This window comes from Mucilaginibacter rigui (genome assembly GCF_014773275.1).
Taxonomy (GTDB): Bacteria; Bacteroidota; Bacteroidia; order Sphingobacteriales; family Sphingobacteriaceae; genus Mucilaginibacter; species Mucilaginibacter rigui_A.
Genome location: NZ_JACWMW010000001.1, coordinates 1,056,402 through 1,072,326 on the forward strand (window position 1 = coordinate 1,056,402; position 15,925 = coordinate 1,072,326).

Sequence of the window (15,925 nt, forward strand, 5' to 3'; positions counted from 1 at the left end):
AAAATCACTAATGCAAAATCTTCTGTCAGGAAAGATCAGGATAACTGTACCCAAAACTGAAAAGAAGCCGAAAACCTTAATATATTGAAATGAAACCTAGCTGGGCAAAACACGAAGTGTATAATTACTTTGATGCTTTTCTTCAACAAAGCATATTAAATGATGATAGCTATATAACAGATAATCCGGGAATATTTACTATTGCAAACCTGGATGCTTGTGTCACGGCGTTTGTAGATAATCCCGATACCGGGGACAGGGATTTTGATGCTAAATCCAGGGATCAGTTCTCAAATACTACTAAAGCAGTACAAGAGGTTTTTGCACACTTTATTTGGCTTTGGGCTCTTTCAACTTCAGATATGAGAAGTTGGGGAAAGAAAAAAGCAGTCACCCGGTTCCTAGGGGATGATTACAATGATAAATTAAATGAGGTTTTTGTAGATGGTGGAATAGGGTCAGCCGGTCAACGCCACAAACTGAATAAACCCTTTGAAATATCCTATCTGCTTTTATTGTTCAGAGATGTAAAAGCTAATCTTCAATTAAAACAACTTAATGATATTTCGTCGATCAAAGTTTTCATAGAAGAGTTATGTAAAGGCCTTTACTATGATAACGAAACAACTACCGCTACAAATGATGAGAAGCTAAGAAGAGCCGGAAAGGAATTTCTCGCACTCCATCACATATTACTTCATTTGTGTGCTCCGGATAGATACGAGGCTATTGCAGCGCAAAAACATAAAGATGCTATCATAAATACCTTTTTCAGCCTTCTGGACAAAGAGAATACAGACGATTTGTGGGACGACATTGATGGGAATATCCTGGCGATACGCAAAAAGCTCGATGAAGTCTTTGGCTATGAAGTCAGCTTTTATGATGAAGAGATTCAGGCTGCCTGGAATTTCGGCGAAAGCAAGGATGATATTTCAGAGGTTACTTTATTTGAGTACAAGAAAGCAATGATCTTTTACGGTCCTCCGGGTACATCAAAAACCTATTCAGCAAATCGCCTGGCAGAATTGCTTATAACAAAGCAATATTTCCGGAACAAGCAAAACATTAAAGAATACTTCGAAAATTCGGATAAAATCTTCGAAGGTCATGTTCATCATTTGCAATTGCACAGTAACTACAACTATGAAGATTTCATAGCTGGTACGCACATTGAAGACAAGAGCAGCATCGTTAAACCAGGCTATTTATTGAAGCTAATTGACAAAGTAAAAGTCGACAAACTGCCCCATGTACTAATTCTGGATGAAATAAACCGAACCGACATATCAAGACTATTTGGAGAGCTCTTCTCCGCATTGGAATACCGCTCTAAGAAGATTAAGCTTTCTGTAGGGGATCTTGAAATTACCCTGCCTCCTAACCTCTATTTCATTGGCACAATGAATGAAATAGACTTTTCACTTGAACGCATTGATTTCGCACTGCGCAGACGGTTTTTGTGGCAATTCAAAGGCTTCGACAGAGGGATACTGTTAAATATGATCAGGTATAAGAATGGGGAGCTCCAAATGAATATCAATGATGCCGACATAGAAACCTTTGTCAATCGTTGCGAACGGTTAAATAAAGAGGTATCTGCTATGCCTGAATTAGGAGAAAGCTATCAGGTTGGCCATACCTTCTTCGCGGAAATTGTTGACATCTTTAAATCACTGAAGGGCGTCCATTCTGGCCGTTTATACTTCCTGACTCAACCCGTAAACATACTATGGGAAATTAGTATAAAGCCGGTTTTACAGGCGTTTCTGGGAAACATGGATGCAGATTCTAAAAATGACAGAATAAGCGAATTACGGAAGGTTTTTCAGAATGGCTGATATGCTTACTCATATAGAAGCATTTGATTGTCTGCCATTCGATAATTCAGCAGCAACAGGAGACGTGTTGCAGGAATTCATGAGATCCCAAAGCAATAGTGTTTTTTGGTTTTCTGCGGATTACAATGCTGATGACGATTCCAAATTAGCCGAGTATGATTATCGCAATAATTCCTGGAGGGCCGGCCGCTTTGTCGGTGAAGCAATATTTAACCATAATAACACGGACTATAAAATTTCAATTAAGCCGCGGTTTGGTGAACAGATGCTATTCAGAATGCTGGAAGAAATATTCAATATCAGAATAACAGCTTCCGCAAGTGAAACAAGTAAATCAGGGGATTGGCAACATTACATTAAAAGAATTATTGCTTTTATCTGGCTGCAGAAACTGGCGAATGCAAACTTACATGGGCTACCTAAAACACAAATAAGAAAAGAACATACCGGCGAAACAATCAGGGGAAAGTTAGATGTTAGAAAATCGATAAAGCCATTACATCGTAACAACACGGTAATTTCAACTTACAGAGAGAAACAAATTGATCAATCAATCGCACAAATTGTTTTTCAGGCCTATTACATACTGAAAGCAGACTTTGAAATCGGCAGGATAAACATTCCTGAGACGGCAAGGGAGGCAATCAATCAAATTCACACGGCAGTAAAGACTAAACGGCTCATTAGCCAAAATGAATATAAAAACATCCGTTACAAGGATATCTATCTTAGCTGGAAACCATTGGTTGACCTGTCCTGGGACATTATAAAACGAAAACAACTGAGCCTAAAACAGAACAAAGGCAATAAAGGGTTCGGTTTCTTTATTGACATGGCAGAGGTTTGGGAGCAATACCTCAGGTCCCTCTTAAAAAAGCACCTGTTGCCTCATGGTTGGCGTTACAAAAACGAAGTACAGATTGCCTACAGAGGTTATTTCTGGGAAAGGCAACTGATACCAGACCTTGTTTTTCAAAAAGGTAATGAGATAGCGGTTTGGGATGCTAAATACAAACGGATGATGGGAAGGCATTTTGATGTGGACCGTTCTGACTTCTTCCAGATACATACCTATATACAATATCAGCTAAATCATAAATGGGTCAAAGCTGGTGGGTTGCTTTATCCCATATCCACTTCACCGGACTTTGACCAATTCTGCAGCCCCTACCTGATTAATCAGGACGGGATAAAAATGCGCTTTTCCATTGACGGAGTTGTGCTACATGAACAGGATGAGAATGATAATCAGAAAATATCCGAAACAGCATTTATAAACCGAATCATTAACAGTATTTCATAAAATGGGCAGACTATCAGAACTAAAGGGGGTTGAAAGACCCGTAACAGAATGGCTAAGTAAAATGGGCTGGGTTTTCAAAAGTAATGATGACCTCAAGATCTATAATCGCCCGTTTTCAAACCCCGTATTAGAAAGCATTCTAATTGAAAGAACTGCCTATATAAATGATATTTCAGTCGAAGTTGCAAAAGTTGCCGTTGAACAATTACTTCAAAGCCTTAATAATCCGATACCCATACTAGGCAACGAGTTGTTTTTAGAGAAGCTTGCTTCCCACGTGACCATCACAATTGACGGTGATGATATAGATGTGCATTTTATTGACTACGAAGATATCTGGAACAACGACTTTATAGTAACCAATCAATACTGGGTACAAGGCTACAAAATGGTGAAAACTGATATTGTTTTGCTTGTAAATGGCATTCCCCTGGTTCCGATAGAAGCAAAACAAAGGGCCAGGAAAGGCACTAATTGGGTTGAAGGAGTAGTTCAGTTCTCTACCTATGACCAAAGGGCAGACAAACTATATATGTGCCACTCTTTCGGTGTAGCCTGTAATGGACGCATCGCAAAATATGGTATACCGGGCGCATCCTCTTCGTATTTTAATGAATGGAAAAGCACCATTCTTGATGTAAGTCATCCAAACCCTATCCTGGAGCCTGCCAATGATTTATGCAGGACTTACAAGGATGATAAAGACGGCCTTTGGAATTTCGACGTTGAACGATTACCAAATGGTGAAGTTTTGGAACGAATGAAATTAGGTATCATTGGCCTTCTTCAACCTGCAAGAGTGCTGGACATTCTTAAGCACTTTATGGTCTTTGAAAGAACCGAAGGTAAGATCATAAAGAAAGTGGCAAGATACCAGCAATTACGGGCGGCAAATAAAATAGCTGATAGGGTAATTAATTCGGATTTAAAACAAGGTGTTATCTGGCATACACAGGGCTCCGGCAAAAGCCTGACAATGCTTTATACTGCTTTTAAATTAAGGCAAACCAAGGCTTTAAAAGATCCTACCATTTACATTATTGTTGACAGGAAAGACCTTAGGGAACAAATTGGCGGAACATTTGATGACTGTGAATTCCCTAATGCCAGATCTGTTAATAATATCGGAGACCTGAAGTATATCATTGATAAAGCGCCTGCAGGAGTATTTATAACAACCATCCAGAAATTTCGGGAATTAGGAAACAGGCAGGATGAAAGAGACAATATAATTCTACTTATTGATGAAGCTCACCGTTCCCAATACGGTGACTTTCAGATAGAGCTACAAAACGTTCTGCCAAATGCCAGGCGATTTGCGTTTACAGGAACGCCTATTCCCAAAACACATCAGGAGTTTGGAGTAGTTCGTGAAAGTGGAGGACATGAATATTACCTCGACAGATATAGCATTCAGGATGCTATTGATGATGGTGCTACAAAGCCAATAAGATATACTTTCGGCCCTATGGAGTGGTTCCTGGATAAAGAAAAGCTAAAAAAAGGATATGAAGAAATCACAGCTGATCTCAATGAGGACGAAAAAAGATTAGTTGAAAAGCGCGTGCAGCCTTGGAAGGTCTTCTTGAAGCATCCTGATAGGATTCAAACCCTTGCTAAAGATATTGCTGATGACTACCGTGCCGTAGTCGAGCCACAGGGTTATAAAGCTCAGGTTGTTGCCTGTGATAAGGAAGCATGCGTACGATACTACAATGAATTACTGAAATATTTCGACCGGTCAGAAATATCAATCATATTTTCAACAGGCGCTTATGATAAAGGGGATAAGTATGAACTGTACAAAGATCATTATAAAGATGACGTAGAAAGAAAAAAGCTGATCAGGCAATTCAAACGCCGCATCACTTCGGAGGAGCAAAAATTAGGGAATAACCTGAAAGTATTTATTGTATGCAATATGCTGTTGACGGGTTTCGATGCCCCTATTGAGCAGACAATGTATCTTGATAGCCCGATTCGTGACCACAACCTCTTACAGGCAGTTGCAAGAACCAACCGGCCATACGACGATAAGATCTCTAGACTTTCAAAGGAATTTGGGCGGATAGTAGATTATATCGGCGTATTCCAGGATTACAGAGAGGCATTAAACTATGACCCAGATGATATCGGTGAATTTGAAGATGTAGAAAGTTTGGTTGCAACATTTCCCAAGGTATTAGAAGATGCTTTCAAACCTTTTGAAGGCATAGTTATGGAGGATTCTTATGAATGTGCCATGAATATTGTCCGTAAGCTTACTGAAATTGACCATGGAAAATTCGAGGGCACATTCCGCGAAGTGGTACAACTATGGGAATCCATCTCTCCCCATCCTAAGCTCCGGGAGCAACGGGAAAAATACCTTTGGCTGAATGAGATCTATGAAATCTACCTGGAAGAATTTAAGAGAATTGATTTTGATACGGAGATCTATGCAGCTAAAACCAGGAAATTAATAGAGGAAACAGCTAAATTAATTAGCTTCAAAGGTCACCTGCCTGAAATAAAAATTGATTCTGACTATCTGAGCAAGTTAAAGGAAACAAAACTTAACCCATCGGATAAAGCGGAAAAAATTATCCGCGATATTGAAACGGTGATCAGGCAAAACGAAGTAAACAGCGCGATTTATGTTGAGTTCCAAAATCGCCTTGACGATCTGATTAAACAGAAACAGGAGCAAAGTCTGGCTATCGAAGAAATATTGAATAAGCTGGGCTCGCTATATAATGAATTAGATGAAGTGGCCTCTTTACCCCAGCGTATGGGATTTCCTGATAAAGGATCGTTTGAAATATTTACCTTAATAAAGAGCTTCTCGAAAGATGGCTTTAACGCAGAACTGGCGAGAGAGTTTTCGATAACAGCTTTGGAAAATGTGATCAAGAAAAAGATTTACATAGGTTGGCAGGATGTTCCCAGGGAATATGAGCGGCTTCAGGCGGACATAGAACTATTATCTGTAAACCCTAAGTTTGAGCAGTTGGGTATTGATGAGCAGGATGAGCTTATGGAGGGAATTATGAAAGCTATTTCAAAAAATTACAGCCTTGATTAATGGTACTGCCTGATAATCTCATATTAGTACAAAAAGACGTTAAACATGCCCGGATAAGGGTGAGCGAGGATGGAAAAATCCGCGCGATCATTCCTGAAACTTTTTCAGAGGATGATATAACAGCATTATTGAAGAAGAAAAAGTCATGGATTGAAAAGCATTTAAGATTTTTCAATGGCATGTCTAAAATAATTCTTCAGCGCAACGAGCTTTTACTTTTTGGCAACAGGTACAGTTATTTTTATGACTCAACCTACGAACATAAAGTTTTAGTTGATCATGAACATAAAACTATTAACTCGAGAAGAAATTTGTTAGAAGCAAAAACGCAACAGGCTTGGTACACCAATCTGGCCAGAAAATACCTAACCAAAAGAACCAGTGAACTCGCAGGAAATCTACATTTTGAATACAATAAACTATATATACGGAACCAGAGAACTAAATGGGGAAATTGCTCAAAGGAAAAGAATATATCCTTAAACTGGAGGTTGATTAAAGCGCCCCTTTTTGTAATCGACTATCTGATAATTCACGAATTGCTTCATACTGTTGTTATGAACCATAGTCAGAAGTTCTGGACGATGCTCAAGTCATACTATCCAGATTATAAAGATGCCATTAGTTGGTTGGATAAATTTGGTAACAGTTTGTAGGTTAATAAGTTACGAAAACTGCATTTCTTAGTATTCAAACTAAGGAGCATGTTTCATTAAAGATCGATTTGTAATGATTTAGTATTTTGAAAAGTAGGTAAGTTTCTGATATCAACTAAATTAGCTACTAATTAATATTAAATTTATCCAAATGCATTCGACAAAATAACCACCCCAACCCATTGTATCGCTTAAACAACCGGCAGCAGCAAGCAGGAAAACTGTCAAGGGCACTGCTGCCTTTTAAAAACGAATTCAATGCAGCGTTTATATACCCTTGACAGTTTTCCTGTGATGCTAATTTTGTGAGTGCGGTGCAGTGGTTAATTGCAATGCAGAGGGATAGGCAATTCTGTGGTAAGAGATAGCGAGCCATAGTATTGCATGTGCGGCAGAAAGGCTGTCGGTGTAATGTAACCCGGAGCGATAGCGTGTGGTGAAATGAAACCGTCTGCCTTCCTGCAAGGGCTAATCTTTCAATTGCTTTACTACCTGTTGATATATTCCTTCAGCAGTTATGAACAGCTTGCATACTTTATCTGATAACGCCTTTACCGTCTCCTTATCAACCTTAAAGTCATCTTTATACCTTGCTGCTGAATAAGATGTTTGTAATAGTTCGAAAAGCTGTACATCTTCAGTTAAATTAAAGTCAAACACATTCTTCAGATCATCTGTAAAGATCAAAGTTATTCTTAACTGCCTGGCCAGATTATGAATGGAAAGCCGGTATCCCAAATTAACCCGTATAATGGCGCTTAGCGTGCTTTCTACCGCCTGATGCATCAGGAACACAGCTAAATTATCGTTACCATCATCAAAGCAAGTTAAAGAAGTATCGAGAAAGTCCTTTCCTTGCTTGCCCCAACGGTTCCATATAGCTTCTAACTGACTCTTAATCGACTTTTCATCAGGATTCCGTAGTTCAGGTAGCTCCAGTTTAGATGAACGGTAAGCAATCTTATTTTTTCGTAAAGCATTGATAAAGAAGCGGCTTCCATCTTCGAGTGCTCTAAGAAAAGCATCCGACTTGTGAACAATCGCGCAAACGTTGATCAGCGAACTGCATATCTTCTCTATCTTATCTAAGATTTGATGCTCAGGCATTTTGTTTTTCTCCTCAGTAATAATTAATAGATAAAACGTGTTCGGATCAGGATGTGTCCCAAGGTGAATGATCATTAATACAGACTCGATCTCCCTGAGTATGATCTCTACCAATTGATTTAAGCCAAGTTGTTCAGCGGGTATAATAGCTTCATTAAACCTACAATTGAAATTGAATAATGGCAATCTTACCGGATAACGTTTCACTTGAGCTGTTACCGTCTCATCGTGCTCATTTTTGCTCTTTTTTAATGTTGGTTCAGTCTCTCGCTGCCTGATAATCCATGCCGCCTCATATAGCTTTTGCATGTTCTCGTAGAAATAAATCACATCACTGGTATCTAAGAACTCATTTGCCGAATAATTGGACAGGCCTGTTTCCAGCCACTCGTAAAGAAGATCAAGGTACTGAGCAACAGTATAGACCTTAAAGAAGTTGCTGATAGCCAAATAGGGATTGATACGCTCGACAGAGGACAGGTATATAGGATAATGCAACCATTCCTGCTCTTCCTGCTTTAACTGTACGTCAAAATTGATATGAATGGCATCAGCGAGTTTTAATGCTCTTCTAGTACGACTGATTAAGTAAACGGCTTCAACAAGCCGGGCATTTAATTGGTGCGTAAAGAGCAACCCGGCTGGACTTTTCTTATGTTCATCCGTGTAATAAATTTCTTCGATCACATACTTTCGCCATTCCAGTAAGCTTTCTAAATGTCCAGGTAGCCAGTCGGCGGAAAAGAAATCACTGATTACCTTCAAAGGGTCGTTCACCTCATCCTGGTCAAGATACCTGGGATAAAAGTTCTGTACATCATATTGCTTTAAATCCATGACTGATGCTATTGTAACCGGCCTGCATTGACCGGCAACACAAAAGAATAGCAGTATACGCACGTGCCGAACCACCGCGAGTTGTATTTTACAATTATGTGGTTGTTTCGTACATTTACAATAATTGATACATTTACGCCATGGCAGAGACTTTACACATTGGAAGAAAGATCAGTAAACTTCGTGAGTTGCGAGGAATGAAGCAGGAAACGCTGGCAACAGAGTTAGGTATCAGTCAGCAAGCCATTTCCAAGATTGAGCAAAGCGCTGAAGTGGAAGAAGATGCTTTAGCAAAGATCGCTCATGTCTTAGGCATTACGCCTGAAGCAATTAAAGCCTTTACAGAAGAAGCTGTATTTAATATTATCTCAAATACATTTCACAATACCAGTAGTGATAGCTCAACCTTGATCGCAAGTTCAATGAATTACCAGCCTACTTTTAATACTATTGAAAAAATCGTTGATCTTTATGAAAGGCTGCTTCAAAGTGAGCGAGAGAAGATCGAACTTCTAAAGAATTCAAAATAATATCAAGCTCCGCAAGGGGGCTTTTTTTTTTGATATCGTGACCTACATGGTTCGTTTATTAGAAATGCAGAATTATGCATTTCTAACTTTCTGCATTTACAGAAATGTTCATTTCTACAAATGCAGAAATCTAGTTTTCTATATCTCTACATTTGCAGCCTACTTATGGAATTAGTTAAATTATTTGTCGGGGGCTTTCCGCTGGAGATCGACGAACTGGAGCTTGCAAAATTGTTCGGCCCTTATGGTGACATCACCACCATCAAGATCGTTCGTGATAAGAAAACACGGATCTGTAAAGGTTATGCCTTTATCGAAATGAATGACCGTAAAGGAGCTGAAGCGGCTGCTGAAGCATTGGATGGCGCTGATATGCACGGGAAACAACTCACCGTAAAGATCAATGAGGAACCCGCTCCAAATCCCAGCCATGCGCCTAAAGCTTCTACTTCGCAAAGACAGCTGGTTTATCAAAAGGTATTTAAACCAGGGACCGAGGAACGTAAGAAAAGGCCGAGAAAGACTTTGTGATCATAAGCTATTACTAACCCAATCTTTGCCCTTTTCTTTTCTTACGCTTGCGTTTGAATTCATTCAATGCACTTTGATCCATATCACCAGCAAGGTGATCAGTGCCGAGCAAACTCCCGATAAAATCGCTACCAGGTAAAGCCTGATGACCCACCTGCTGCCGACCTTGTTGTTGGCTTTGGATATCTGCTCCGCGCTGTATGAGATACTTTTGATCTGGAACGCCAGATTGGTTGCCTGGCTGTCCATCAGCTCTAGCCGCCTGCTGGTATCTGCTATCTTTTGCTCTGATCTGATCCTGTAGTTTTCCAGTGCCCTGCTGTATATCTTTTCTATTTCCGGCAGCAACTTCTGTATCTGCGTCAATTCCTGTTGCTGTTCCTCTTGCGGTAGATTCAACTGCTCTTGTTGATCGTTGCCATTCTCTTGTCCTAACATTTGCCTGGTGAATTGTTGTGCGATCTCTTTCTTGTTCATAACTGATAGCATTTTTAATAGCCTGCCATTTATAAGCATTGCCTAAGTGAACCCCTTTGAACTGCATGCCTTCATATCCGTAGGATATGCCGCTTACAAAACCGGTACTGGCCTGATTAAATAATACATTGATTCCCTTAGATTCCAACGACTGAATGAATTGTGTGGCATCCAGCTTCCTGCTGAGCACATCTTTAATGATCTCCTGTAACTGCATTTTGGAGGACGGCACATTTGTTCGCTTCATCATTTCCAGTTCATTCTTGGTCATAGCCCGTTCCTGCGCTTGCCTGCTGGAGATGACCTGTGTCAAGCCATGCTGCTTTTCCAGCTTTCTGAGCACCTGCTCGCTTCTCTGGTAGTCTTTACTGTCGGATACCACTGTCCCGTCGTAGCCGATGCGGTTGACCAGGATATGCAAGTGCGGATGATCGGCATCGTAATGCCGGAAGATGGCATACTGGTGCTGGTCAAATCCCATGTTGTTCAAATATTCATTTGCAATCATGTTCATTTGTTCATCCCCCAAATTCTCGTTTGGCGGGAAGTTCAGGGATGTATGGTAGAAGTACTTCTGGAGATTTGGTCTCAGCATTCTGACCAAAGCCACCTCACGCATGATAGAACCCTCTTTGCCCGATGTAAAAGTCATATTGAGGATTTTAGCAACGCCTTGATCGACCTTTTGCAGGTTGTACCGCAATGCGCCCCTGAATCCTTTTCCTTTTACCTGATCCGCTGTCATTTCATTAAGCAATTGAGTATGTCCTTCTGGGTCTTTATCAAAGCGGTCAATATGGTCAAGAAAGCTGGCGACAGTTTACCTGCGTTGAGTTGCTTAACCGCCTGGTTCAGGTTAACGCCGATCTTGTGCAACTCGCGGTACAATTCGGCATTAACAGGCGAAAGCTTGATGGCAGGGAACCTGCCAGTAAATGCTTTCTGCCTGATCCAGTTAGCCGGTGTCATTGCCGATGCCTGGGCATAATTGCAAACCATATGGTTCTCTTCTTTTGTCAGCCGGATATTGACCTGTATGATCCTTTTATCCTCTTCCTGTAAAGCCGGTCTTCCCATGATCTTTGATTTTAAACGAAGTGCAAAATCTTGCTTACCTCCGAAGGAGCAAGCCGTTTAAGCGTAGCGAAAACATGGCTTGCTCCTAAACGCTCAATACATATCTATTTACTGAAATTGATCCGCTTGCTCTTAACTTCTCCTTTTAAAACCTTCATGATATCCTCGTAATTGTAATACAGGATGCCACCGATTTTAGTAAAGGGAATGGTACCGTTATCCCGCAATGTTTGTAGAGTATTAGCGGAGATTTTGAGCAGGTTCTTGACCTGGTAACTCTTCAAAAATTTCTTGGGCTCTTCGCTTGAACCGCCGCTAATTAGTGCTTTCATTTGACTAAGCAGTCGTTCTCCAAACTCCTGCAAGTCTTCCTTCGTGATGATTTCTGCTGCCATAATTATTCTGTTACTGATTAAATCTCAAACCTAAATTCCTGTCACATTCCCAACAAGTACAACTTTTGTTGTACCCAATTTGTACCCCTGCAACAAAGTTGGACCCTTGTTTTAAGAATATCTGACAGCCTGCACTCACCTTGAGTGCTTTTTCGCTCTGCGTTTGTTTAAGTACAAAGGTGCTGACCTGATATAAATAAATATCAAACCTCATTTACGAAGTAGGATGTTTTATACAAAAATGAGTTAAGTGAATTGAAATTTACTCCGAGTTTATCCGAGTCGGAGTTGATTTGTTAAAGATTTAAAATTGATATCATGAAGTCGTAGGTCATATTAAAAGATTGGCTAGTTTTTATCTCCAACAGTAATGGTAATGTTCAGTTATCCTTTGTTGAAGCAGACGATGTGTAGCTGAACTGTTTGAGGGTATTGAATCATTTCCTAATGCTTCAATTAAGTGGCCAATAATGCTTTGATTCGAGTCCAATTTGAGGATGGACGTAAACGTAGAACTTTTCAACGTCAGCGGCGACCGCTACAAAACCTAGCTGAAACTGGACTTTTCCCAAAGGATAAAAACGGAAATTACGAAGTACAGCAGTTTCAACAAAACTATAACTACGACCTCGACTAAGCGCTGAACAAATTCCCGATCAAGGAAAGTGAATAACGGTATAGAGCTAGGCTATAGCCCTGGCTCTGTTTTTTTTGTCGAAAACCGATCTCAATTTATTTTCTGATATTTGATTTTAGCCTATTATGATTGCAATAAGAAGACCACCTAAATCTCAGCCTACACCGCCACCCACGTTTCCCAAAGATGCCATACAAACAATTGAAGGCATTAATATAGACTATCTTGAACTAAAGGAGGCCGATTACAAAGCGAAGCACACGACATTCAGAAATGTTGCTTTTAAAAGCCTAGTTCTTTTTGACGGAACTAAGCTATCACATGGTCTGCTGTTTGAAGACATTGAGTTTCCCGAGGCCGTTGTATTTAAAAATGTTATTGTTGATCAATATGATCAACTGATCAGCCCAGATTCCGTAAGCATCGTTTTTAAAAACTGTACCTTTAAACAGCCCGTTCAAATCATTGGCCAGCATACTCATATAGACCGCAGTATTTGCTTTGATAATTGTATTTTTTATGAAGGCTTGTCAATTGAAAGAATTACTGTAGTAAAGGAAGGCCTTAGTTTTAAAAATTGCGAGATACACCAAAAGCTTGATATTTTTAATTCGGTATTTAATTCTGATATAACTTTCCGCGAAACACATATCCATGCTTATCTGCGCTTATTCGCCGTCAAATCGGGTATGCTGGTATTTTCTAAATTAAACATAGATGGCAATCTCCACCTTGATTCTTCAACGTTTCCGAACGGCATTGTTTTTAATGATGGCAATTTTAAAGATGATGTTTACTTTACCTTGAATAAAACTGACCGTTCAGGTTTGACCATGATCGGTTCTTCTTTTGAAAAATCAATTACCATTAATCACCAAAGCAAAGACAAGGTGCTTGAAAATGGTATCTCTCAGTATTACATCAGCAGCGCCAAGTTTTCAAATGGGCTATCAATCAAGGGCATAAGCAACCTTGCATCACCATTTCCTAAAGTGAAGGAAATAACCTTGGACATTTCTTCCCTGCTGATTGGCAGCATCGTTTTTGATTCGCTGGATATTGGTATACTGAATCTTTCGGGATATAATACTTTGGCGAAGGTGACTTTTAAGCATACCGCAATCCGGCAGATCAGGGCCAAAGAGTTTATCAATGAGAGCGGCCTGATTTTTTCCGATGTTATTGCATCCGGCAGCGATTGGCCTGACGGAAATAACGGATTTTTGGGCAGCGCCTTATACATGGATAATACCAATTTCGGCAAAGCGCAGTTTTTTCAAACCAATTTTAAATCGTTTGAAAAGGTCGTTTTCACGAACATCATTTTAACGGAAATCGCTACTTCAAATGTGACCTGGTTTACTGCTAAGAAATTAGAGGATGGAATAATTGTATCATTGAAAACAAAGTTGAAAGCAACCATAAAGACAAAGGACAAGTTAAAGATTGAACAGGACAGAAACGCGTTGATCAGGGAATTAAATACTATTAAAGAGATTTATCGGCAACTAAAATTTGCGGCTCAAAAACAGGGGGATATTCCATTATCTCATGAGTTTCAGCGTATCGAAATGGGCTATTATAAAGAGATTACGCAAGTAGAAAGGCCGCGCCGATGGAGTGAGTTTTTGATTTTATACAGTAGTCAAAGCAATAATTTCGGACAAAGTTGGGTACGAGCGTTATGGGGATTAATTGTCTTTTCATTTATTTGCTACATCCCTGTCGGTTTTTTGACCTCGGAACACCTAGACTATACCAAAGCTGCTGTTTCTTTAGACGATCTCATTGTCAACGCAAGGGTGATATTCCTGGATAATATCAAGACTTGGCTCACGCTGTTCAATCCTACACACCGGGTGAAAGATATTACAGAAAGTATCGACAAATTTTCATCCTGGGTGTATTTCTGGGATTTTATCAGCAGGATTGTAGTGGCGTACTTCATTTTTCAAATGGTGAGCGCTTTTCGGAAATTCAGCAAATAAGAAAGGCGGTGATCCGTAGATCACCGCCCCCAAAAGGAACTGGCCGCCCGGAAAGCTTTACGGAAAGGCCAGCCTACGATCTCGTTTTTTAAGTTTATCTCGTTGCTAAGCATTTAACTGCTTATTTTTTCCGAGGTGGCCAAAACAATGCTTTGGCCAGGGAGGTCACGACATTAGCCGCTATCCCTATTAAAAAACTACTTACCATAGTCCTGCAAAATTAAAGCTTATTTGCTGTTATCACGAATGAACATTTAACAATATAGTGGCAGGTTACAGTATCGCTTTTAATTGCAAATTCAATTTTGCAACAGGAAATAATTGTATCGTATTTTGCATAGATAGATTGGTTCAATGAAAGAATTGGAAAGTATTACAGCAGCTGTTAATGCTACCCGAAACATTAATAAAAATTGGGGACTGGATTCGCCCATGATGAAAATGATTACGGCACAGCGGGAACTACAGGATAAATTAATGCCATTTAGGAATCATGAAATTTTTAATACAGTAGCCCGTATTCAAAAAATGATGCCGCGCTACGAAGAAAGTGGCATCATGACGATGATTAAAAATATCAGAAGTGCCAGTGATATGATGCCGTCGGGGGCAATGACCGCAATCATGGCTATTCAAAGGCAGAATCAACACCTGTTTAGTACAACCCGTAGCATATTAGATGCCTTGCCCGCGCAAGCTGCTTTCAGTCAGGTCAACAGTCTGCAATATGCGCTGTCTGGTATTACTAAAAATATCGCCGCAATAGCTGCCACGAATCGAGACTGGTCATTAGTAGATGATTTTGAAGAAATTAGCAGCCAGGCCATTGAATTAACCGATCATCTGTCGGTTGATGTTGCTTTAACCGAGGAAGAAAACGTAGCATTTCAATCACTTATTCAGTACGTAGTTTCCATTATAAAAAAACATCGAAAGTTCGGCATCTACTCACTGCTTTTTATTGACATGGTGTTAAGGGTCGCCTCTTTTCATCAATATTTTGACTTTTTGAAATCAAAGCCAGAATTAGCGACGAAAGAGGATTTCGGAAAATTTGAAAAGAAGCTATTGCAGTCTATACGGGAGAAACTAAAAGAGGAACAGGAATATCGGTTAACAAACAGGGCATGCAAAGTTTATCTTAAGCCTAAGTTTAAAAGTTTGAAGTTAACAACCTTACCTGTCAAATTTGATGTGATCGTATTGCAGATTAATCACAAGTGGGCTTATATCAGCTACATTGATCCGACTGATAACGTTTCTCAAACAGGCTGGGTACCCAAAAAATTCCTTACACCGGCCAAAGGCCATTAATAAAATGCTGCTTTCTCCCTAATTTTATAGGAATGGAATCGAAAAGACGTAAACGGAATGTTTTTTTATTTGGTGCAGGTGCGACCCTGGACTGGGGCTCACCGTTAACCTCTGAGTTGACGGAATTAATATTAGCGTCCGGGTTTAAGATTAAAGATGGCGTATAAC

General features: G+C 39.9%; 12 protein-coding genes. 8 read left to right on the forward strand and 4 right to left on the reverse strand.

What is annotated here, in order from left to right:
• Positions 1 to 89: 89 nt before the first annotated feature.
• From IDJ75_RS04840 to IDJ75_RS04855, 4 genes are read left to right on the forward strand one after another with little or no spacing between them, the layout of a single operon-like run.
• Positions 90 to 1,841, forward strand: a complete 1,752-nt coding sequence (locus IDJ75_RS04840; protein ID WP_191174460.1) for an AAA family ATPase — start codon at positions 90 to 92, stop codon at positions 1,839 to 1,841.
• Positions 1,834 to 3,144, forward strand: coding sequence for a 5-methylcytosine restriction system specificity protein McrC (locus IDJ75_RS04845; RefSeq protein ID WP_191174461.1), 1,311 nt, complete (start codon positions 1,834 to 1,836; stop codon positions 3,142 to 3,144). The genes IDJ75_RS04840 and IDJ75_RS04845 overlap by 8 nt, the downstream gene beginning before the upstream one ends.
• 1 nt (position 3,145) lies before the next feature.
• A complete protein-coding gene (locus tag IDJ75_RS04850) occupies positions 3,146 to 6,208 on the forward strand; it encodes a type I restriction endonuclease subunit R (RefSeq protein WP_191174462.1) in 3,063 nt (1,020 codons plus the stop codon).
• On the forward strand, positions 6,208 to 6,864 hold the full coding sequence (locus IDJ75_RS04855; RefSeq protein ID WP_191174463.1) for a M48 family metallopeptidase: 657 nt from the start codon (positions 6,208 to 6,210) through the stop codon (positions 6,862 to 6,864). The genes IDJ75_RS04850 and IDJ75_RS04855 overlap by 1 nt, the downstream gene beginning before the upstream one ends.
• Positions 6,865 to 7,332: 468 nt before the next feature.
• Here IDJ75_RS04855 and IDJ75_RS04860 read toward each other — a convergent pair whose 3' ends face one another.
• On the reverse strand, positions 7,333 to 8,808 hold the full coding sequence (locus tag IDJ75_RS04860; protein WP_191174464.1) for a HEPN domain-containing protein: 1,476 nt from the start codon (positions 8,806 to 8,808) through the stop codon (positions 7,333 to 7,335).
• 140 nt (positions 8,809 to 8,948) lie between these two features.
• Here IDJ75_RS04860 and IDJ75_RS04865 point away from each other — a divergent pair, with 140 nt between their 5' ends.
• Both IDJ75_RS04865 and IDJ75_RS04870 read left to right on the forward strand, forming a co-directional pair.
• Positions 8,949 to 9,338 (forward strand): helix-turn-helix domain-containing protein, encoded by a 390-nt coding sequence (locus tag IDJ75_RS04865; protein ID WP_191174465.1) that lies wholly within the window; start codon positions 8,949 to 8,951, stop codon positions 9,336 to 9,338.
• Positions 9,339 to 9,503: 165 nt separating this feature from the next.
• Complete coding sequence (locus tag IDJ75_RS04870) at positions 9,504 to 9,869, forward strand: RNA recognition motif domain-containing protein (RefSeq protein WP_191174466.1); 366 nt, start codon at positions 9,504 to 9,506, stop codon at positions 9,867 to 9,869.
• 13 nt (positions 9,870 to 9,882) lie between these two features.
• On the opposite strand, the gene IDJ75_RS04875 is transcribed toward IDJ75_RS04870, so the two are convergent.
• The 3 genes from IDJ75_RS04875 to IDJ75_RS04885 all read right to left on the reverse strand — a co-directional run bounded on the left by IDJ75_RS04875 (position 9,883) and on the right by IDJ75_RS04885 (position 11,818).
• Positions 9,883 to 11,091, reverse strand: a complete 1,209-nt coding sequence (locus tag IDJ75_RS04875) for a relaxase/mobilization nuclease domain-containing protein (RefSeq protein ID WP_191174467.1) — start codon at positions 11,089 to 11,091, stop codon at positions 9,883 to 9,885.
• Entirely contained in the window at positions 11,088 to 11,423 is a 336-nt protein-coding gene (locus tag IDJ75_RS04880) for a plasmid mobilization protein (RefSeq protein ID WP_191174468.1), read from the reverse strand. Before IDJ75_RS04880 ends, IDJ75_RS04875 begins: the two co-directional genes overlap by 4 nt.
• Positions 11,424 to 11,527: 104 nt before the next feature.
• Positions 11,528 to 11,818, reverse strand: a complete 291-nt coding sequence (locus IDJ75_RS04885; RefSeq protein WP_191174469.1) for a helix-turn-helix domain-containing protein — start codon at positions 11,816 to 11,818, stop codon at positions 11,528 to 11,530.
• A gap of 762 nt (positions 11,819 to 12,580) precedes the next feature.
• Between IDJ75_RS04885 and IDJ75_RS04890 the strand changes: the two genes are divergently transcribed.
• Both IDJ75_RS04890 and IDJ75_RS04895 read left to right on the forward strand, forming a co-directional pair.
• On the forward strand, positions 12,581 to 14,443 hold the full coding sequence (locus tag IDJ75_RS04890; protein ID WP_191174470.1) for a hypothetical protein: 1,863 nt from the start codon (positions 12,581 to 12,583) through the stop codon (positions 14,441 to 14,443).
• A 354-nt stretch (positions 14,444 to 14,797) separates the two neighbouring features.
• A complete protein-coding gene (locus tag IDJ75_RS04895) occupies positions 14,798 to 15,757 on the forward strand; it encodes a hypothetical protein (protein WP_191174471.1) in 960 nt (319 codons plus the stop codon).
• Positions 15,758 to 15,925: the final 168 nt, after the last annotated feature.